A 19717-nucleotide genomic window follows, 5' to 3' on the forward strand; every position below is an offset into this window, starting at 1 on the left:
CGTGGCCCGTTACGGCGGCGTGCGGGAAGCCGGCCTCCCGCACGCCGCGTACGTCGCTCAGGACGGCGTCCCGCCGAGCGCCTTGATGATCGCTCCCGAGAAGGCTTCCAGGTCGCCCGGGTTGCGTGAGGTGATCAGGTGGAAGCCGTTCGACGAGTCGACGACGACCTCGCGGTCCACCCACTTTCCGCCCCCGTTCGTCACGTCGGTGCGCAGTGAGGCGTACGAGGTGAGTTCCCGGTCCTTGACCAAGCCGGTCTCGACGAGCAGCCAGGGACCGTGGCAGATCGCGGCCACCGGCTTGCCGGCCTCGGCGAAGGACTCGACCAGGCGGCACGCCGTCTCGTCCAGCCGCAGGTTGTCGGCGTTCACGGTGCCGCCGGGGATCACGACCGCGTCGAACCGTTCGGCCGTCACCTCGCCGTACGTCGTGTCCGGAAGGATCTTCTCGCCCGGCTTCCGATCGGAGACCAGCGTCTCCACGGGCTCGGCCTGCTGGGCCGCCACGGTGACCTGCGCGCCGGCCTCGCGGAGCGCCTCCACCGGCTTCTTCAGTTCGTCCTGCTCCGTGCCGTAGTTCGTCGTCATGACGAGTACGTGCTTTCCGTCCAGGGTCACGGCCGTGTCCTCCTTGATCGCAGGCGTCGCTGTCACCCCTTTCGTGTCACCACCAGACGCGATCCCAAACCGGGACACTTCGGAAGCGTGTGGGCACCCGGGCCCCAGGTGTCGGAAAATCCGGGTGGCGACGCCGTCAGCCGGCCCGGAATCCGACCGTGCCGTCCGGCAGGACCGCCTCCACCGCCGCGCCGTGCTCCACGGTCCTGCTCACCGTGCAGTGCTTCTCGTGCGTCAGCCGCACGCCACGGGCGAAGACCTCGGCGGCCTTCGGGTTGCTCTCCGGGAGCTCGAACTCGTAGCTGACCCTGATCCGGCCCACCCGCCCCTCGTCCTCAGGGCCCGAGACCGACTCCACCACGATCCGCAGCTCGTCGTGGTCCACCGCGCGCGCCGTGCGGTCGATCACCAGGCCGCCGCAGCCGCCCATCGCCGCGAGCAGCAGCTCGACCGGGGTGAACGACGGCTGGGTCGAGGTGTCGTCCGCCGCCCCGATCCGTACCTCGGCGCCCCGGTCGTTCCGGGCGGTCCAGTCGCGGTAGCCGTTGCGGACGGTCTCGATGCGGTAGTCGGCCATGTTCGGCGGTGCTCCTCGGCTCGGGTGCGTGGTGGTCGTCCGTCCACGCAACCCCACCCGCTCCGGGCCGCCAAGGGGGCGCGCGGATCCCCGGGTGAGTAGCCGCGTACGTACGGACTGAGTACGGCGCCCCATCCCCGGACGCGGCCGCGCTGGTGGAATCGGTGCATGACCTCGGAGAACCGGCGCGACCGCCGCATGCAGCACGTCACCACCACCGGCTCGGCGCTGGCCGTGGCGCTCGTTCCCCTGGTCGTCGGCGTCCTGCTGGCCAAGACGGTCGGCGCCGACCCGATGACGCCGGTGAACGCCCTGATCACCAGCGGTGGGCAGCGGGCCCGTCTCTCCCGCTCCCAGCTGCGCACCTGCTCGGCGGGCCGGGCGCTGCACCGGGCGGGCGCGGGCGTTCGCTCCGTCCGGGCGGCGCGTTCCGCGCGTGCTGCCGCGACCGCCGACCGGGTCGGAGGGCCCGCCCGCGCCCGCCGCGCGTAGCCCGGCGACCGGGAGCGACGTCCGGCGGGACGGCCGGACATCCCGCCGGATGACACGGAGGGGTGAGCGGCCCCGACATCGCATCGCGGTCAGCCGCGGAACGCCTCCGGGCGCTCCGGCGAGGCCTCCGCGAGGGCCTTCGTCACCGCCTCGACGCCGTCGCGCAGGCCGTAGACCGGCGTGTCGGGCTGCTGGCGCCAGGAGTCGTCGATGCCGCCCGCGTCGACCGTGTCGAAGCCGAGGGCGTCGATGAGCTCGCGTACGGTCCGCTTCGCGGCCTCGTCGTCGCCCGCCACCGGCAGCGCGATCCGCTCGGGGTCGCCGGCCGGGCGCGGCTTGTCGAGGATGTCCTGGGCGTAGGTGCCGTTGAAGGCCTTGATCACGGCGTGGCCCACGTGGCGTTCGGTCCAGCGGCTCTCGGTCAGGCCCTCGTCCTCGATGGCGGCGATGCGGCCGTCACGCTCACGGGGGTAGTAGTTGCCGGTGTCGATGACGGCGAAGCCCTCCGCCGCGCCGTCGAAGAGGTCGGAGGGGAGGTCCGGGACCGCCTTGAGCGGGACGGTGACCACGACGATCTCGGCGCCGCGGGCGGCCTCCGAGACGGGTACGGGCGTCGCCCCGGTCTCCTCGGCGAGAGCGGTGAGGGTGTGCGGGCCACGGGAGTTGGCGACGGAGACGTCGTGACCGAGTGCGGTGAGCCGCCGGGTGAGGTTGCCGCCGATGTTGCCCGCGCCGATGATGCCGATCTTCATGGAGCTTCCTTCCGAACCGGGTGCGGCCGAGTGCCACGCCAGGCCAGAACTGCCGACCCTGTGCACCTATTCCCCCCTCCGTCCTCACCCTCGAGAGCCGGCGGGAGGATCACCCGGTGCGGGAGGCGTGGCTCGCCCCCGGCGCCGCCCCCTGCGGCTACTGTCGGCCGGGGCGCGATCGAGGAGAGGGAGACCGAGCCGTGGCGCGAAAGATCATCCTGTACATGTCGGTCTCGCTCGACGGTTACATGGAGGGGCCGGACCGATCGCTCGACTGGCACATGGTCGACGCGGAGCTGCACCGGCACTTCAACGAGGAGATGGCCGCCGTGGCCGGCTTCATCGACGGCCGCGTGACGTACGAGCTGATGGCCGATTTCTGGCCCACGGCCGACAGCGACCCCGCGAGCAGCCCGGAGATGGTGGAGTTCGCCGAGATCTGGCGCACGAAGCCGAAGACCGTCTACTCCACGACCCTCGAACGCGCCGACTGGAACACCACCATCGTACGGAGCGTCGACGCGGACGAGATCCGGGCGCTCAAGGAGGCGCCGGGCGGTGACCTGGCCCTCGGCGGGGCGGACCTGGCGGCCGCGTTCAGGGAACACGACCTGATCGACGCCTACCGCCTCTACGTGCATCCCGTCCTCATCGGGCGGGGCAAGCCGCTCTTTCCCCCGACCGACGCGACGACCACCCTCCGCCTCGCGGAGACCCGGACCTTCGGGAACGGCGTGGTCCTCATGCACTACGAATGCGTCCGCTAGGGCGCGCTCCGGGCGGCAGGCGGACGGGGAGTTCCGTACGCACTCTTGTGGCGGGAGCGACGAATGCCTACTTTCGAGTAACTCGACTTACTCGGGGTAACTCGCTGTCGCCGCGCGGGAGTCGGGGCCGTTGACGTACTCCCGGAAGGACCACGCATGTCCGCTCCCCGCACAGGTCGTGGCACGCGCCGCCTCCTGCTCGGCTCCCTCGCCGCCACCCTCGCGCTCGCCGTCGGCAGCGGCTCGACCGTGGCCGCGGCCCCCGGCGGCACGGGGACCACGGGCGTCCCGGCCTCCCAGGGCCTGCGGGAGGTGATGTTCGTCGGCAACAACTGGGACGGCACGGCCGACGTCATCGAGTCGACCGGCGACTTCCGGCGGATCGGACGGATCAACGTCATACCCGACCGTGAGCGCCGGATGTGGGAGATCGGCCTCAACCCGATCAAGCTGGCGTTCTTCCTCGGCATCCGGCAGGGCCCCGGCGAGGGGCACGACCAGTTCGTCGACGACATGTACGCCACGCCCGACGGCTCGGCGATGGTCGTCTCCCGGCCCAGTTTCGCCGACGTCGTCTCCCTCGACCTCCGTACCGGAGCGATCAACTGGCGCTTCCCCGTCTCGGGCTTCCGCTCCGACCACATGGCCGTCTCTCCCGACGGCACCCGCGTCGCCGTCTCCGCCTCCACCTCCAACACCGTGCACGTCCTCGACATCGTCACGGGCAGGCAGCTCGGCTCGTTCGCCACCGGCGACAAACCGCACGAGAACATCTTCAGCGCCGACGGCCGCCACCTCTGGAACATGGCCATCGGCGAGGTGACCACCGCCCTGGACGAACCCTGGCTCGACTGGACCAAGGGCGACCGCCGCATCACCGTCGTCGACGCCCGCACCTTCGAGACCGTACGGGTCGTCGACATGCGCGCCCGGCTCGACGCCTTCGGCCGCAAGGACCTGTCCGACGCGGTGCGTCCGGTGGCCTTCAGCCCCGACGAGTCGAAGATGTACTTCCAGGTCTCCTTCTTCAACGGCTTCGTCGAGTACGACGTCGCCACCGACCGGATCACCCGCGTCAAGGAGCTTCCCAAGAACCCCGAGACCGACCCGAACCGTACGACCTGGGTCAACGACTCCCGCCACCACGGCATGTCGATGAGCCCGGACGGCAGCCGTCTCTGTGTCGCCGGCACCATGGACGACTACGCCACCGTCGTCGACCGCACCACCCTGCGGGAGGGGCCGCTGGTCCCGGCGTCCAAGCCCTACTGGGCGACCGTCAGCGGCGACGGCCGCGCCTGCGTGATCTCCGAGAGCGGCGCGGACCGGGTCACGGCCATCGACTTCGCCACCGGCCGCAAGGTCGCCGAAGTCGCCGTCGGCGACCACCCGCAGCGGGTCAGGCTCGCCCGCGTCCCCGCCGACTGGAGCGGCCCCTCCGCACGCTGACAAACCCCGGGCCCCGCTCGCGCGCTGAGAACCCGGGCCGCGCCATCACGCCGAGAAGCCCGGGCCGCGCCCGCACTCCGGAAACCCGGGCCGCCTCCGCACGCTGGGAAACCCCGGGCCGTGGCGGACGTCGTCCCACCGGCGTCACGGGTCCAACCCCGATGCGCCCGGCGTGCGGAGGCACAGGGGCGCGCCCGGGCGTACCGGAGGTGTACGGCGGTGGGCGAGGGGAAGTGTCCCGGCCGTGAACCAGGACGAGCCGACACGGCCCACTCATGAGCCCCTGCTGCGCAAGACGTCGTTCACACCGGAGGACGAGGCGAGACACCGTCAGGACTTCCTGGCGGGAACGGTGTTCGTCGCCGCCGCCGGCACCATGGCGGCCGGCGACGGATCCGGCCTCGAACCCCTCGACCCCCTCTTCGTCGTCTACGTCCACGAGGACGAGCGGACCTTCGGCGCTGCCCCGCAGCTGCGGGAGGCGTTCGCGCTCCTCGACGAGGCCGGCGCCGCCGACACGTACGGCCGGATGGAGATCGCCACGGGCTGGTCCGGCATAGGCGGCCACGACCCCCTGCTCAAACTGCACCTGCGGTTCCCCGGCCCGCGCCCCGCGGCCGGTACGGCCGAACTGGTCATGCCCGGCCGGCGCTACGCCACGGTGTGGCAGCACGTGGTCGACGGCGGCTTGATCGGCGTCAGCTCACAGGAGCGGATGGCACGGGCCGTCGGCGGGCCCGAAGCCTCCTTCGCGGACGGCATCGACGCCTGCGTCCTGCTCGCCACCGGAAGCTCACCCGTCCTCGACCAGTTCATCGACGGCTACGGCTGGCCCCGCCGCACCCGCTCGGCGCCACGCTGACGACGGCCTCCGAGCGCGCCGCCCCGCCAGGACCGGCGCCGCACACCGACGACCGTCGACGGTACGACTCCACGACGACACCACGACGACTCCACTACGCCGACGTGAAAGGCGGGCGCCCGGGGTCAGTCGGTGTCGGTGGCCGCCACCACCGCGACCCGGGTGCGGGACGGGTCGAGCACGGCGAACGCGGTGTCCGACAGGTCCCCGTGGAACCAGCGGTCGCCCGCCCCGCGCCGGGCGGCCAGCCGCAGCCAGCGGTGCTCGGCCGCGCGGCGCACCGCCTCGGGGTGCGGGACGGCGGGGTCCAGATCCATCAGGGCGTACAGCGCGCGCCAGGTCAGCAGCCTGGCGTACGCGCCCTGCTCCCCGCCGTCCCCCCAGACGCCGCCCGAGAAGGCTCCGACGAACAGGTCTCCGGCCGCGTCGTCGACGGTGGTGTGCGCGGCCGCGAGCGTGTCCGGGACGAGGCCCCCGAGGCAGGGCGCCCGCAGTGAGGTGAGGAGCGAGGCGTTGAAGTCCGCGGGATCGAGCGGGCGGGGCAGGGCGAAGAACAGCGCCTCGGCCGCACCGAAACCGGCGAACGGGGCCTCGACCGTCGCGGCACGCCCCTCGTCCGGCGTCGGTACGGCGTCCCGTCCCGCGGCCGCGCCCCCCTCGGTCGGCGGTATGCCCGGATAGCGGTCGTACAGCTCCTCGGGGGTGAGGGAGCCGAGCATGGAGCCCTGGAGAGGGGCCCGTTCGCGCATCGCGTGCTCGGCGTACAGGGAGGTGAGCGGCAGCCAGGCGAGCGGATGGCCCAGGGTCCGCAGCCGTGTCCCGTAGCCGAGGTACGGCTCCTCGCGCAGACCCCAGCGCAGGGCCATCTCCTGGAGCAGGCAGGCGTGGAACTCCGTCTCGGGTGCGTCCGGCCGCTCGGGCGGCGCCTCGAAGTGCGGCCGGAGCGCGGCCGATCCGGGGCGCCGCACCAGCTCCCAGGCGATCCGTCGCGTCAACCAGCGTGCCCCCGGGGCGTCGCCCTGCCGGGCCGCGTGCTCCCCGAGGCGTACCGCCCAGTCCGTGGCGGCCTGCCCGTGATGGCCCGTCAGGACGACGACCAGGCGCACGATCTCGTGGTCGTACCACGAACGGGCCGTCCTGGCGGGGTCGGTGGCCAGGGTGTAGAGGCGCTCGGGGTCGGTGACGGCGTGGACCCGGAGGGAGGCGTCGTCGGGCAGGGGGGACGGTGCGGGCATGGTGAGCAGCGTACGGGCCGGTGCCGAGCCGTCGGCCCGTCGGGGCGGGAGCGGCCACGGGGGCGCCGTGGCCGCTCGTCCGTCTCAGGCGGCCGGCGGGATCCGTGAGGGGCGGCCCGCGCCGCGGGTCAGGGTGTAGCCGCCGATCCCGGCGAGCGCGCCGAGCACTCCGCCCACCGCCGTCCACACCCAGCGGTCGGACCACCAGCCGGAGGACCAGCCGTCCTCGGGCGCCCGGGCCTCGACCACGGACGGCTTGCCCGCGTCGGCGTCGGCCTCCGCGACGTCCGCCGTGGTAGCGCCGGGCACGAGCGGGGCGGCGAGCGATCCGCCGCCGGCGTACGCGCCGCCCCGCTCGGTGGAGACCGCGCCGACCTTCGTGGTGAACGGCAGGCCGAGGTCCTCCTCAGGGAGACCGGTCACCGTCAGCCGTACGTAGTAGCTGCCCGGCAGCGGATCCTCGTCCCAGGTCTCCGCCCAGGGGCGGACGGTGCGCAGGGTGCAGGCGAGCTCGACCGTCGCGGCCTCCTTCGCCGCGACCCTGGACTGCATGCCGTACACGCACGGCTGGTGGCGCCGCAGACCGTCGTAGACGTCGATCCGCCAGGTCGACGCGCCGTGCCGGGCGGCCGGCTCGGGCAGGGTGACCGAGGCGGTCACGGTCGGGCGCTGCCCGCTGTCGGCCGGGAAGACCCAGTAGAGGTAGTCGCCGGTGGAGGCCTCGGCAGTCGCCTGCTGCCCCTGCCGGAACGCGGCGGCGGTACGGAAGGTGGTGCCCGCCTCCGTCGGGGCCGGGGCGCTCCCGTCCGCCTCGTTCCCGCCGGCTGCCTCCGTGGAGGTGGCCGCCGGGGTCGGCGAGTCGGCCAGGGCGGGTCCGGCCGTACCGAGCAGGGCGGTGCCCGCCAGCAGTGCGGCGGTCAGCGTGCGTACGCTACGCATCAGTTGGTCCTCCAGACGGCGACGCGCCAGCGGGACAGCCAGCCCCACAGCAGGCCACCCACGAAACCGGCCAGTACGAGCACGCCGAGCAGCCACCAGCCGCGCCCGAGACCGAAGGCGGCCACGTCGGACGCCTCGTCGGGCGCGTCGACCACGTCGACGGCCAGCTCGATCGGCATGCCGGGCGTCGTCTTCACCGAAGGGGGCGCGGAGAAGGAGTTGCCGATCTGGAGACAGACGGTCTCGGCGGCCGGCTTGCCGTCGTCCCCGTCGGCGTCGTCGCGCGGGGGCTTGGGATAGCGCAGACCGGTCGAGATCACGTCCGTGCGTCCGTCGCCCGCCTCCGACCCGCGGACGATCTCCCGTCCGTGCACGGTCACCGCGCGCATCAGCACGCCGTAGTCGTCGTTCACCGCGCGGTCGGCCGAGATGCTGACCGAGGCGCGCAGTTCCTGACCGGGCAGCACGTCCACGCGGTACCAACGGTGCTGGCCGAAGGTCTCACGGTCGGTGTAGAGGCCGGGCTTGAGCAGCGGTGCGGCCGCGCACCTGTCGGCGCCCTCGGTGGCGACAGGGGTGACCACCGGGTCGGCCGCGCGGTCGACCAACTGCCGGACGCGCTTGGAGAGTTCCTCCGTGTGGCGGACCGAGGTGTAGGTGCCGCCGGTCGCCTCAGCGATGCAGGTGAGCTGTTGGCGGATCTTGGCGTTCGGCACCAGGCCGAGGGTGTCGATGGTCAGATGGATCCCCTGCGCGGCGATGCCCCGCGCCACCTCGCAGGGGTCGAGCGGGGCGCAGGTGTCCTCCCCGTCCGTGATGAGCACGATCCGGCGGGTGGCGTCACCGCCCTTGAGGTCCTCGGCCGCGCCCAGCAGGGCGGGCCCGATCGGCGTCCAGCCGGTGGGAGCCAGGGTGGCCACGGCCGTCTTCGCCTCGGTCCGGTCGAGCGGGCCGACGGGGTAGAGCTGCCGGGTATCCTCGCAGCCCTTCTTGCGGTCCTGCCCGGGATAGTCGGCGCCGAGCGTGCGTATGCCGAGCAGCACCTCCTCCGGTACCGCGTCGAGCACCTCGTTGAACGCCTGCTTGGCGGCCGCCATCCGGGACTGGCCGTCGATGTCGCGGGCCCGCATCGAGCCGCTGACGTCGAGGACCAGCTCGACCTTGGGGGATGCCTCGGCCGCCGGTTCGTCGGCGGCCGCGCCGGAGGGGACGAGCCCGACGGCCAGGGCGGCGAGCAGCGCGCAAGCCCCGGTCGCCAGCCGTTTTCTCGTGATCATCTGCCGGATCGTAGGGATGATCGTCCGACAATCCAAACGCGAGGGTTCAGCGGTGCTCGGGGTTGGGGAAGTCGGCCCGGCAGCCCGCGTCCCAGGCGGTGCGCTGGTTGCCGTGCGCGGGGATGCCGCCGGCCGCCTTGATCATCGCGGCGAGGTGCATCAGGTTCCACGCCATGAACGACGTGTTGCGATTGGTGAAGTCGTTCTCGGGGCCGCCCGACCCGGCGTCCAGGTAGGACGGCCCGGGGCCCGCCTCGCCGATCCACCCCGCGTCCGCCTGCGGCGGGATGACATAGCCCAGGTGCTGGAGGCTGTACAGGACGTTCATCGCACAGTGCTTGACCCCGTCCTCGTTCCCGGTGATCAGACAGCCGCCGACCCGCCCGTAGTAGGCGTACTGTCCCTCGCCGTTGAGCAGGCTGGAACACGCGTACAGCCGCTCCACGACCCGCTTCATCACGGAACTGTTGTCGCCGAGCCAGATGGGACCGCACAGCACCAGGATGTCCGCGCCCATCACCCGCTCGTAAAGCTCCGGCCAGGCGTCCGTCTCCCAGCCGTGCTCGGTCATGTCCGGCCACACACCCGTCGCGAGGTCGAGGTCGACCGGCCGCACCAGCGACGTCGCCACCCCCTGCGCCTCCATCACGGCCCGGCTGCGCTCGATCAGCCCCTCGGTGTTGCTCGTCTCGGGGGACCGCTTGAGCGTGCAGTTGAGGTACAGGGCGCGCAGATCGTCGTAGCGGTACGCAGTCGCCGGCATCGGCCGTCTCCTCGCGGGATGGGGGCACCGGACGCAAGCCTCCTCAGCCCCGGGCGCCGGGGCCACCCGGGAGCGCTGAACGGGTGGGCCGCCTCACCACCGGACGCGCGCGGCGACGGGCAGATGGTCGCTCCCGGTGGCAGGCAGGGTCCACGTCTCGACCACCGTCGCACCCCGCGCCAGGACGTGGTCGATGCGTGCCAGGGGCAGGCTCGCCGGCCAGCTGAACGCCCACTCGGCCCGGCTGCCCCGCGCCAGGTCGGTCACCGGGCGCAGACCCCGGTCGGCGGCGGTGCCGTTGAGGTCGCCGAGGACCAGCGCGGTGGCCTCCCGCTCGGCGGCGAGGGAGCGGCCGAGCCGAGCGGCGCTCTCGTCGCGCCATCCCGTGGCGTACCCCTCGGTGGGGCGGATCCGTACGGACGGCAGGTGCGCCACATAGGCGGCGATGTCCCCGCGCGGGCCGCGCACGACGGCGCGCAGCCCGCGGTCCCACCCGGGGCCCACCGCCCGGGGCTTGATGTCGACCCGGGAGACGTCCTTCAGCGGGTACGTCGACCACAGGGCCACCGTGCCGACGTGCGCGTGATGGGGATGGGTGCGGGCGAACGCGGAGCGGAAGGCGGGCAGCCGGGCCGGGGTGACCTCCTCCAGGGCGACGAGATCGGGGTCGGCGCCGAGCACGACCCGCGCGACGCGGCCCGGATCGGGGTTCTCGTCGCTGACGTTGTGCTGCACGACCGTCATGTCGTACGTGTCGGGGGCCGCGGGCAGCAGCGTCTGCCGGAACACGCCCGCCCAGACGGCCGCGACCACCGCGCAGGCCACCGCGGCGGTACGCGACCGGCGGACCGCCGCCACGACGAGCCCGGCCGGTACGGCGAGTCCCAGCCACGGCAGGAAGGTCTGCAGCAGGCTGACGGGATGGCCGGGCAGGCCCGGCAGGGCCGCGTGGAACAGCAGCGCGCAGGCGGTCGCGCCCATCAGCGCGACGGTCACCAGGCCGGGCCGCCGTAGCCCCCTGGGGGCGGTCGTGCGCTCTCGCAAGATCGTTCCTTCTCTTCCGGCGCCCTCACGGTCCCGGCGCGGGGCGGGTGCGCCGAGAAGGGGGACGCGGGGGAGGGGGACCCGGTTGCGGGAGGTGAGGCGGGCGGCCGGGCACGGTTCGCGTCCCGACTCCTGGGGCGGGCGTTCCGGTCGGCCGGAGGGCGCAGCCCGGGGCACCACGGCGGACGTCCCGGTCTACCCCAGCGGTGGACGGGCGCCCGGCGGCGGCTACAGGACCGCGATGCCCAGCGGCCGTTCGCCCGCGGCGAGACGGCGGCTGTCCCCGGTGGCGAGGTCCACGACGGTGATGCCGTTCCAGAAGCCGTCCCGGGTGAAGCCGCCGGTGACGTACGCCGTCCGGCCGTCGTCGGAGACCGCGACGTCCTCGTGGGCGCCGTCCAGCGGATACACGCGCTCCTCGCCGTCGGGAGCGCGGACGGTGAGCGACGGACCCCGGTCCGAGGACGGGTCGATCGGGCCGGTCCCGACGACGAGGAGCGTGCCGTCCGGCGCGGTCGTCGCGCCGTGCTGGTGGGTGTTCGCCGTCATCGGCTCGATCTCGGAGCGTCCGGTGCGCGGGTCGACGACCACCAGGCGCTCGCCCTCGAAGGGGAGCAGCAGCCTGCCATCCGAGGGCCGGACGACGGCGTAGTGCGGCTTCAGCCAGGAGCCGAGCCCGCCCTCGGTGCCGTACGGGGCGACCTCGACGCGTCGCGGTGTGAGCGAGCCCGCGGGGACGACGGTCACGTCGAAGGAGTCGTGGTTCGTCACGTACACCTCGGAGCCGTCGCGCGAGACGTCGACATCGAAGGGGCGACGCCCCACAGGCACGGTCTCCGTCACCGCGCGGCTCGCGGTGTCGACGACCTCCAGGGTCCCGTTCCCGCCGGGGACGTTGACGCCGACGTACACCCGCGTGCCGTCGGGGGAGAGTGCGACACCCATGCCGCCACCCCGGTACTCGCCGGTGGTGACGGGCCCGGTCTCCGTCTCGTACGGCACGAGGCCCAGGCGTCTGCGCAGGCGGGTGTCGACGACGGCGACGCCCTCGGCCGTGGCGACCCAGGCGAGCCCGTCCTCGCCGACGGCCAGGCCGTACGGCGCGGTGCCCACCTCGACGGAGCCGATCGCGCCCCGCACCGGGTCGACGAAGGTGACGGTGTCCGAACCGAAGTCGGCCACGAGCAGGGTTCCTTCGGGCGTCCTGACCGTCGACGCGGCGCCCGGGGAAGGCGCCACACCGGAGGACGGCGGGGCGGAGGACGGCGGGGCGGAAGGGGGCGGCGGGGCGGAGGCGCGGCTCCCGCTTCCGGGGGACGTGCCGCCGCTCTCGGCGGATCCGCCCGGCGCGCACCCGACGAGCAGGGCCGCGGCGGCGAGGGCGAGGGCCGGCGCACGTGTCCTCATCGGGCGGTCACCCGCCGGGTGGTGGCCGCCGGCAGACCGGCGATCGCGTCGAAGCCGCGTCGACTCGCGTGCTGGAGCGGCGTGGTGCCGTCGTGGTCCGCGAGCAGCGGATCCGCCCCGGCGGTGATCAGCAGCTCGACCGTCTCCTGGTGGGCGCGGCCGCCGTCGCCGAGGATCACCGCCTCCAGCGGCGCGGTCCACCGCAGCCGGTTGACGTGGTCGATGTCGGTGTCCGTCTCGCACGGCACGGCCCGGACGTAGGCGACATGACCGCGCTCGGCGGCGGGGATGAGCGAGGTGCCGCCGAAGCGGTTCGTCAGGCTCAGGTCCGGACCGGCGGGCAGCAGGGCGCGCAGCATGGGCATGCTGCCCGTGACGCCGGGGGCCAGCCACGGTGTATCGCCCGCGACGTCCCTGGCGTTCGGGTCGGCTCCCGCCGCGATCAGCAGCTCCGCGACGTCCACCCGGTCGGCAAGGGCGGCCGGCAGCAGCGGCGTACGGCCCTCGTCGTCGCGGCTCTCGACGTGCGCGCACGCGGCGAGCGCGCCGCGCACCGCCGAGGCGTCCCCCTGGTGCGCGGCCGCCAGGAGCGGCCGGTCGTTCGGATGCATGGGCGTCCTCCTGCGTTCCTCGGGCCGAGTTCCTGGGGCGAGGCCTGCCGGAACGGCCGGTGGCGGTGGCGGCAGCGGTGGCGGTGCCCGGTCGGTCCCCGCGCGGTGCGGGGCCCTGGGCGAGGGGGCGGTGGGGCCGTGGGGCCGTGGGGCCGTGGGGCCTCGCGGTCTCCATCCTGGGGGCGCCCCACGCCCGCCGGGGTCGGCCCGGCGGCTGGGGACGGAGGACCGGACGGCTGACCCCCGGGTCCACCGATCGGCTGACCCCGAGCCCTCCGGGGCACCGGCACGGCCCCGTGCCGACGACGATTCCGTGCCGACGACCGCCCCGTGCCGACGACGGCTCCGGCCAGGGCAAATTCGGTGTCGGAGGCGGCCTCCCGTACGTGACAATGAGTCACCACACGCCAGGAGGAATCCATGAGCCAGGGGACCCTGACTCTTCACGCACTGCTGCCCGCCGCCGAGCTGGCCGCCGCGCTCGACGCCGGCCATGTCACGCGCAAGGCGCACCCCGAGCTGCCGCTCTCGATCTACACGTACACCCGGGTCTGCCAGTACGAGCGGATCTGGAACCGGGTCACCACCCGCTGCCGCGGCCTCGTCGCCGACGACGTCACCGGCGAGATCGTCGCCCTGCCGCTGCCGAAGTTCTTCAACATCGGTGAGCACGCGACCGGTCAGCCCTACGCGTCCGCGCTGCCGGACGAGCCGTTCGAGGTCTACGACAAGGTCGACGGCAGCCTCGCGGTGGTCTTCCACTACGCGGGCCGCTGGCGCGTCGCCTCCAAAGGGTCCTTCATCAGCGCGCAGGCGACCTGGGCGCAGCGCCGGATCGACACCGCCGACACGTCGGCGCTGATCCCCGGGGTGACCTACCTCGCGGAGATCCTGTACCCGCAGAATCGTATCGTCGTCGACTACGGCGACCGCCGGGACCTGGTCCTGCTCGCCGCCTTCGCCGCCGACGGCACCGAGATACCGCTCGCCGACGCCGCCCCCCGGTGGCAGGGCGTCGGATCGGTCGTCACGGTCTGGCCGGCCATGGACATCGACGAGCTGGTCAAGCTGACCGAGTCCAACACCCTGCCGGGCGGCCGCGCCGCCACCGGCACCGACGCCGAGGGGTTCGTGCTGCGCTTCGCGTCGGGCGTCCGGGCGAAGGCGAAGCTCTCCGAGTACGTGCGCCTCCACAAGGTCCTGACCGGCGTCACCGAGCGCGACATCTGGCGCAGCCACGGCGTGCAGCGCTTCGCCGGGGTGTCGGCGAAGCGGCTCGCCCAGCGGCTTGGCCTCTCCGTCGCCGAACTCGGCGGCGTGCGCGCGGACGGCGGCCGGCCCCTGGACGCCCTGCTGGAGCAGGTGCCGGACGAGTTCGACACGTGGGTGCGCCGGGTGATCGCGCGCCTGGAGGACGAGGCCGCGGCGCGCGAACACGCCATCGACGAGGCGTACCGCACCGTCGTGCACCTGGCCGACGACCGGGGAGCGTTTGCCCGAGCCGTGCGGGATCTGCCCCACGACCTCCGGGCGGCGATGTTCCTCCGCCTCGACGGCCGCCCGACCGACATCCTCGTCTGGCGCGCCGTGCGCCCCGAGGCATCCGACCCCTTCGCGACCGACGAGGAGAACTGAGACATGCCTGTCGTACACGTCATGACGGGGCTGCCCGCCTCGGGGAAGACGACGGCCGCGAGGGAGCTGCAGGCCCGGGCCGACGGCCGGATGCGCCGCGTCAACCTCGACGACCTGCGCACCATGCTGGACCTCCCCTCCGACGACCGGGGCCGCTCGCACGCGCACGAGCAGACCGTCCTCGGCATCCAGGACGCCGCCGTGCGTGCCGCCGTCGACGGTGGTTTCGACGTCGTCGTCGACAACACGCACCTCACCCCCCACATCCCCAAGCGGCTGAAGGCGGCGGTCGCGGGCCGGGCGACCTTCGTCGTGCACGACCACACCGACGTGCCCCTCGAGGAGTGCGTCCGCCGGGACGGAGAGCGGGCCAGGCCGGTCGGCGAGGAGATCATCCGGATCCTGGCCGACAAGCACGCGAAGGCGACCCGCGGCGGCTGGCGCCTCACCGACGCCTGGCTGAACGACCAGCCGCCCGTCGAGCCGTACGTTCCCGACCTCGCGCTCCCGTCGGCGGTGCTGTGCGACATCGACGGCACGCTCGCCCTGCGCGGCGACCGGGGCCCGTACGACTTCACCCGCTGCGACCTCGACCTGCTGAACGGATCCGTACGGGACGCCCTGCACGCCTTCCAGGGGGCGCACCGGGACACGATCGTGCTCCTGTCGGGGCGCAGCGAGGACCACCGGCCGATGACGGAGGCCTGGCTGCGCCACCACGGCGTGCCCTACGACGAGCTGTGGATGCGGCCGTCCGGCGACGGCCGCCCCGACGACCTGGTCAAGTCGGAGCTCTTCGACCGGCATGTACGCCACCGGTACGCCGTACGGGTTTCCCTGGACGACCGGGACCGGGTGGTGGCCGTCTGGCGGCGCATGGGTCTGCCGACCTGGCAGGTCAACTACGGCAACTTCTAGGAAGCACTCACGGGACCACGGGCCACCTCCCAGCGCGTCTACCCTGGACGCATGGGCGCCGACCCGGCCGCCCCGCCCCTCGGCGGGCATCCGACGTCCGGCCGGGGGCGGGGGCCGCTCGTGGCTCCAGGCCGCCCGCGCGTCCGCTCCTCCAGACCCGGGAGGCGACCACCGTGTACTTCACCGACCGCACCGACGCGGGCCGGCAGCTCGCCGCCCGACTGGACCACCTCAAGGGCCGGGACGTCGTGGTGCTCGGGCTCCCGCGCGGTGGAGTGCCGGTGGCCGCGCAGGTCGCCGACGCCCTCGGCGCCCCCCTGGACATCTGTCTCGTACGCAAACTGGGGGCGCCCTACCAGCCCGAACTGGCCATGGGGGCCATCGGCGAGGGCGGCGTCCGCGTGGTCAACGAGCGGGTGCTGCGCGAGACCGGCGCGTCCGAGCGCGACCTCGCCGTGGTGGAGGAACGCGAGCGGGCGGTCCTGGAGGAACGCGGCCACCGCTACCGCCGGGGCCGCCGGCCGCTCCCCGTGGACGGGCGGACGGTGCTCGTCGTGGACGACGGCATGGCGACCGGAGCCACCGCCCTGGCCGCCTGCCGGGTGGTACGGGCCCGGGGCGCCGCACGGATCGTGCTCGCCGTCCCCGTGGCTCCGCGCGGCTGGTCCGGCCGGGTCCACGGAGAGGCGGAGGAGACGGTCTGCGTCCACGACCCCGAGTCCTTCTACGCGATCGGCCAGTTCTACGGCGACTTCTCCCAGACCCCCGACGAGGAGGTCCTCGCCTGCCTGGACCGCCGCCGCCCCGCCGAGGCGGTCGGCGAGGACCCGCCCGCCGCGGCCCCACGGGAGGACACCGACGTACGCGTCCCCCTGGGCGGGGCGGCGCTCACGGGCCGCCTCGTGGTCCCCGGCGGGGCCGCGGGGATCGTCCTCTTCGCCCACGGCAGCGGCAGCAGCCGGCACAGCCCCCGCAACCGGGCCGTGGCCGACATCCTGAACCACGCCGGTCTCGGCACGCTCCTCTTCGACCTGCTCACCGAGGAGGAGGCGGACGACCGCGCCCTCGTCTTCGACACCGCCCTGCTCGCCGACCGGCTCGCCCGCGCCACGACCTGGCTCGCGGAACGACAGGCGACGGACGGGCTGCCGCTCGGCTACTTCGGCGCCAGCACCGGCGCGGCCGCCGCCCTCCGCGCCGCGGCCGACCCCTCCTCCTCCGTCGCCGCCGTGGTCTCCCGAGGCGGCCGCCCGGACCTGGCGGGCCCGCACCTGGCCTCGGTCCGCGCCCCCACCCTCCTCATCGTGGGCGGAGCCGACCCGCTGGTCCTCGACCTGAACGAAGAGGCCCGAGCGGGACTCCGCTGCGAGAACCGGCTCGAGGTCGTGCCCGGCGCCGGCCACCTCTTCGAGGAGCCGGGCGCGCTGGAACGGGTCGGCGACCTCGCCGCCCGCTGGTTCGCCGCCCACTTCACCCGCCGGCCCCCGGCCGCACCCGGCGCGTGAGCGGACCGATCGCCCCGTGGCCCTAGGGCGGCGCCGTCGACCCGGTGCGTCCGCACGGCGGGACGCCTTCGACCCGGCGCCCCTCCCCTCGGCATACTGACGCCTCTTGATCACCGCCACACCACAGGAGGAGTCATGGCCGCCGCTTTCAAGACCGTCATCGAGGTGGGCCCGGACCATCTCGCCCAGGCCCGGGCCGTCGACCGGCTGTTCCAGGAGGCGATCGCCCCGGCGACCGTCAACTTCGACTTCGACAACATCAGGGAGGCCGCCGCCGCGATACCGGACAGCGCCATCGTCAAGATGGTCCGCGGCTGGGGGCTCCAGGAGAACGCCCCCGTCCTCGTTATGGTGCTCTCCCTCAAGGAGGCCGTCCGGCAGGCGCTCCCGGAGGAGTTCGCGGACGCCTCCTTCTGGGACACCATCGAGAAGGAGCTGGTCCACGCCTTCACCGGCCTCGCCGCGCAGGAGGGCGAGCCGGGGCTGTCGTACTACGAGGAGACCGAGGACCGCACGTCGTACTACCGCGACCTGTTCTTCGCCCTGCAGGACGAGGAGACCGGTGCGTACCTGTACGCGATCGCCTTCTGCATCGACGTGACGCTCGGGCTGGACAAGGCACGGGTCGGCACGCTGGGGATCGAGGACATCGTCCCGTTCGCGATCCGCCTCAACGCGATCGTGGTACGCCAGGAACTGGGCCTGGCCGCCTGACCCTCCGAGGAATCGGCGGACACCCGCCCCGGCCCGCCGTCCCGGGCCGGAAGCAGCCGACCGTCCCGGCCGGAGGCCAGAGATCCGCGGCCTCACCAGGCGCGTCGGCCGGCCGCGTGCCCTGGACGGGTGAGTGTGCGGGACCGGGGACAGAGTCGGACGCGGATCGGGTACGGATCGCTGCGTTGCTCCCCCCGCCTCGGAGGATGCTGTCCCATGCCTGTCCGCAAGGCCGCCGTACGAGCGTTGACGACCACCCTGTGCGCGGCGCTGCTCCTCGCCGCCTGTACCGGGGCCCCGCCCCCGCCACCCGCCGGGGGAGCGGCTGGACCGCCGGGCGACCGCGACTCCGTACCCCATCGCCCTCCGGCCCCGAGGCCCGAACCCGCCTGGGTCGACCGCCTTCCCGGAGTCGGTCCGTCCACGCGTGCGGCCTTCCCCGCCGGCACCACCCAGGCCCTGGTCGTGCTCGGCGCGACGACGACCACCAACGAGGCCGAGGCCGTCCTCTACGAACGCGACCCGAGCAGGCGGTGGAACCGCGTCGCAGGACCGTGGCCCGCCCACAACGCGCTGCGCGGCTGGACCGACGAGCACGTGGCCGGCGATCTGCGGTCACCCATCGGGGTGTTCCGCATCGGGGACGCCGGCGGTCGGCTCCCGGACCCCGGTTCACTGCTGCCGTACGACCAGGACGAGGAGTTCGCCCTCCAGGGCACGGGCTTCGCCGGAGAGCCGCTGGAAGGCTCCTTCGACTATGTGATCGCCATCGACTACAACCGGATCCCCGGGACGAGTCCGCTGAACAAGAAGCGGCCCCTCGGGGCGGCGAAGGGCGGCGGGGTGTGGATCCACGTCGACCACGGCGGGCCCACCCAGGCGTGCGTCTCGCTCGCCCGCGAGGTGATGCCCGAGCTCCTGCGCGCCCTGGACCCGATGAAGGAGCCGGTCATCGTGATGGGCCCGGCGGCGGACATCGCGCGCTGAGCGGACGGCGGGGCTCCCGGCCCCCGAGCGGCCGGGAGCCCTGCCGTGTCCGCCCCCGAAGGGAGGATCAGTAGGGGCCGTTGACGTTGTCGATCGAGCCGTAGCGGTCGGCCGCGTAGTTGCAGGCGGCGGTGATGTTCGCGACCGGGTCGAAGAGGTCCATCGACGTACCGGGGACGTGGTAGGCCAGGAAGGTCGGCTCGATCACCTGGAGCAGGCCCTTCGAGGGGGTGCCCTTCACGGCGTTGGAGTCCCAGAGGTTGATGGCCTGGGGGTTGCCCGAGGACTCCCGCATGATGTTGCGCTGGATGCCCTCGTAACTGCCGGGGATTCCGTACGAGGCCATGATGTCGAGCGACTCGCGGATCCAGCCGTCGAGGTCGTTGCTGTAGCGCGGGGCGGCGGGCGCGGCGGCGGGAGCGGCCGGCTGGGCAGCCTTCACGGGGGCGGCGCCGCGCTCCTGCGAGCGGCTGGCGCGCTCGGTGCTCGTGCTCGTCGCGCTCTTCGGCTTGGCCTTGGCCTTCGCCTTGGGCTGCGTCGCCTTGGCCTTCGCGGGGGCCTTGGGCGCGGCGGCCGCCTGCTTGCGGATCGTCAGTTCGAGACCCGGGTGAATAAGTGACGGATTGTCACCGACAACGCTTCGGTTGGTGGTGTAGAGAACCTTCCAGCCGCCCCGGATGCCCTGTTCCTGTGCGATCAAGGAAAGGGAATCACCGGACGCGACCGTATAGGTGCGGGCGGTCGAAGCGGCAGCGGCGGGAATCGATTCTTTGATCTTTTCCGCGGCGCTGGAAACGGTCCTCTCCGCGGCAATGGCGGTGGGGGTTGCGGAAGCCGGGGCGGGCGCGGCGTGGGCGGCGGCCGTCGCGACCAGGGGCAGGGCCAGGGCCGCGCCGCCGGTGCCGGCCAGGGTGAGACCGCGGGTGAGGGTTCGGTGCTTGGGGCGCCGGTGCTTACCGTGTGCAGGCATGATGGGTTCCTCTCCGGCGCCTGCGGGGTGAGCTGTCGGGTTCGGGCTGGAGATGCCCGGCCGCACGCGTGCGACTTCACCCCGATCCGATCCGGAATCCCGAACCGGAGAGAAAAGTGGGTCCCCCGCTCCTGCCGACGGGTGAATAGGTGGTCTTTCGGGCGGTGGCAGGATTCGGCGATCCGTCCGAATGCA

The 19717-nt window shown here is 73.5% G+C and carries 20 protein-coding genes and 1 riboswitch; of the genes, 9 read left to right on the top strand and 11 right to left on the bottom strand.

Annotation, left to right across the window (positions count from 1 at the left end; all coding sequences use genetic code 11):
• Nucleotides 1–57: 57 nt before the first annotated feature.
• Both ACZ6RC_RS17695 and ACZ6RC_RS17700 read right to left on the bottom strand, forming a co-directional pair.
• Nucleotides 58–618: a type 1 glutamine amidotransferase domain-containing protein gene (locus tag ACZ6RC_RS17695; protein ID WP_453616843.1), complete on the bottom strand. Its 561-nt coding sequence runs from the start codon at nucleotides 616–618 to the stop codon at nucleotides 58–60.
• Nucleotides 619–754: 136 nt separating this feature from the next.
• Nucleotides 755–1195: an OsmC family protein gene (locus tag ACZ6RC_RS17700; RefSeq protein ID WP_391137184.1), complete on the bottom strand. Its 441-nt coding sequence runs from the start codon at nucleotides 1193–1195 to the stop codon at nucleotides 755–757.
• 168 nt (nucleotides 1196–1363) lie between these two features.
• Between ACZ6RC_RS17700 and ACZ6RC_RS17705 the strand changes: the two genes are divergently transcribed.
• Entirely contained in the window at nucleotides 1364–1687 is a 324-nt protein-coding gene (locus ACZ6RC_RS17705) for a hypothetical protein (RefSeq protein WP_469583908.1), read from the top strand.
• A gap of 89 nt (nucleotides 1688–1776) precedes the next feature.
• Here the strand turns inward: ACZ6RC_RS17705 and ACZ6RC_RS17710 are convergent, their stop codons facing one another.
• Nucleotides 1777–2481, bottom strand: coding sequence for an NADPH-dependent F420 reductase (locus ACZ6RC_RS17710; protein ID WP_469584368.1), 705 nt, complete (start codon nucleotides 2479–2481; stop codon nucleotides 1777–1779).
• Nucleotides 2482–2639: 158 nt separating this feature from the next.
• Between ACZ6RC_RS17710 and ACZ6RC_RS17715 the strand changes: the two genes are divergently transcribed.
• The 3 genes from ACZ6RC_RS17715 (at nucleotide 2640) to ACZ6RC_RS17725 (ending at nucleotide 5517) form a co-directional block, all read left to right on the top strand.
• On the top strand, nucleotides 2640–3206 hold the full coding sequence (locus ACZ6RC_RS17715; protein ID WP_469583911.1) for a dihydrofolate reductase family protein: 567 nt from the start codon (nucleotides 2640–2642) through the stop codon (nucleotides 3204–3206).
• Nucleotides 3207–3362: 156 nt separating this feature from the next.
• On the top strand, nucleotides 3363–4655 hold the full coding sequence (locus ACZ6RC_RS17720; RefSeq protein WP_391137176.1) for a YncE family protein: 1293 nt from the start codon (nucleotides 3363–3365) through the stop codon (nucleotides 4653–4655).
• Nucleotides 4656–4899: 244 nt separating this feature from the next.
• Complete coding sequence (locus ACZ6RC_RS17725; RefSeq protein WP_469583915.1) at nucleotides 4900–5517, top strand: hypothetical protein; 618 nt, start codon at nucleotides 4900–4902, stop codon at nucleotides 5515–5517.
• A gap of 125 nt (nucleotides 5518–5642) precedes the next feature.
• Here ACZ6RC_RS17725 and ACZ6RC_RS17730 read toward each other — a convergent pair whose 3' ends face one another.
• The 7 genes from ACZ6RC_RS17730 to ACZ6RC_RS17760 all read right to left on the bottom strand — a co-directional run bounded on the left by ACZ6RC_RS17730 (nucleotide 5643) and on the right by ACZ6RC_RS17760 (nucleotide 12793).
• The gene (locus ACZ6RC_RS17730; protein ID WP_469583918.1) at nucleotides 5643–6752 is read right to left on the bottom strand and encodes a DUF6183 family protein; all 1110 of its coding nucleotides are present in this window, start codon (nucleotides 6750–6752) and stop codon (nucleotides 5643–5645) included.
• A gap of 84 nt (nucleotides 6753–6836) precedes the next feature.
• On the bottom strand, nucleotides 6837–7691 hold the full coding sequence (locus ACZ6RC_RS17735; RefSeq protein ID WP_469583923.1) for a hypothetical protein: 855 nt from the start codon (nucleotides 7689–7691) through the stop codon (nucleotides 6837–6839).
• On the bottom strand, nucleotides 7691–8968 hold the full coding sequence (locus tag ACZ6RC_RS17740) for a VWA domain-containing protein (protein WP_469583926.1): 1278 nt from the start codon (nucleotides 8966–8968) through the stop codon (nucleotides 7691–7693). The genes ACZ6RC_RS17735 and ACZ6RC_RS17740 overlap by 1 nt, the downstream gene beginning before the upstream one ends.
• Before the next feature lie 46 nt (nucleotides 8969–9014).
• Nucleotides 9015–9731: a flavodoxin family protein gene (locus tag ACZ6RC_RS17745; protein WP_469583929.1), complete on the bottom strand. Its 717-nt coding sequence runs from the start codon at nucleotides 9729–9731 to the stop codon at nucleotides 9015–9017.
• Nucleotides 9732–9824: 93 nt separating this feature from the next.
• A complete protein-coding gene (locus ACZ6RC_RS17750) occupies nucleotides 9825–10775 on the bottom strand; it encodes an endonuclease/exonuclease/phosphatase family protein (RefSeq protein WP_469583932.1) in 951 nt (316 codons plus the stop codon).
• A gap of 228 nt (nucleotides 10776–11003) precedes the next feature.
• Nucleotides 11004–12182 (bottom strand): YncE family protein, encoded by a 1179-nt coding sequence (locus tag ACZ6RC_RS17755; RefSeq protein WP_469583935.1) that lies wholly within the window; start codon nucleotides 12180–12182, stop codon nucleotides 11004–11006.
• The gene (locus ACZ6RC_RS17760; RefSeq protein ID WP_469583938.1) at nucleotides 12179–12793 is read right to left on the bottom strand and encodes an ankyrin repeat domain-containing protein; all 615 of its coding nucleotides are present in this window, start codon (nucleotides 12791–12793) and stop codon (nucleotides 12179–12181) included. The genes ACZ6RC_RS17755 and ACZ6RC_RS17760 overlap by 4 nt, the downstream gene beginning before the upstream one ends.
• A gap of 420 nt (nucleotides 12794–13213) precedes the next feature.
• Here ACZ6RC_RS17760 and ACZ6RC_RS17765 point away from each other — a divergent pair, with 420 nt between their 5' ends.
• From ACZ6RC_RS17765 to ACZ6RC_RS17785, 5 genes are all read left to right on the top strand, one after another.
• Entirely contained in the window at nucleotides 13214–14428 is a 1215-nt protein-coding gene (locus tag ACZ6RC_RS17765) for an RNA ligase (protein ID WP_469583941.1), read from the top strand.
• Nucleotides 14429–14431: 3 nt separating this feature from the next.
• Complete coding sequence (locus ACZ6RC_RS17770; protein WP_469583944.1) at nucleotides 14432–15346, top strand: phosphatase domain-containing protein; 915 nt, start codon at nucleotides 14432–14434, stop codon at nucleotides 15344–15346.
• Between the two features lie 173 nt (nucleotides 15347–15519).
• The gene (locus ACZ6RC_RS17775) at nucleotides 15520–16851 is read left to right on the top strand and encodes a phosphoribosyltransferase family protein (RefSeq protein WP_469583946.1); all 1332 of its coding nucleotides are present in this window, start codon (nucleotides 15520–15522) and stop codon (nucleotides 16849–16851) included.
• A gap of 135 nt (nucleotides 16852–16986) precedes the next feature.
• Nucleotides 16987–17565, top strand: a complete 579-nt coding sequence (locus tag ACZ6RC_RS17780) for a Type-2Aa cytolytic delta-endotoxin (protein ID WP_469583949.1) — start codon at nucleotides 16987–16989, stop codon at nucleotides 17563–17565.
• Between the two features lie 216 nt (nucleotides 17566–17781).
• Nucleotides 17782–18552, top strand: a complete 771-nt coding sequence (locus ACZ6RC_RS17785; RefSeq protein ID WP_469583953.1) for a hypothetical protein — start codon at nucleotides 17782–17784, stop codon at nucleotides 18550–18552.
• A 67-nt stretch (nucleotides 18553–18619) separates the two neighbouring features.
• Here ACZ6RC_RS17785 and ACZ6RC_RS17790 read toward each other — a convergent pair whose 3' ends face one another.
• Nucleotides 18620–19522 carry a LysM peptidoglycan-binding domain-containing protein gene (locus ACZ6RC_RS17790; RefSeq protein WP_469583956.1) on the bottom strand — a complete coding sequence of 301 codons (903 nt, stop codon included), beginning with the start codon at nucleotides 19520–19522 and terminating at the stop codon, nucleotides 18620–18622.
• Between the two features lie 2 nt (nucleotides 19523–19524).
• A riboswitch (cyclic di-AMP (ydaO/yuaA leader) is annotated at nucleotides 19525–19684 on the bottom strand.
• Between the last annotated feature and the right edge of the window lie 33 nt (nucleotides 19685–19717).

The sequence above is a fragment of the Streptomyces sp. NPDC048353 genome, from assembly GCF_055587165.1.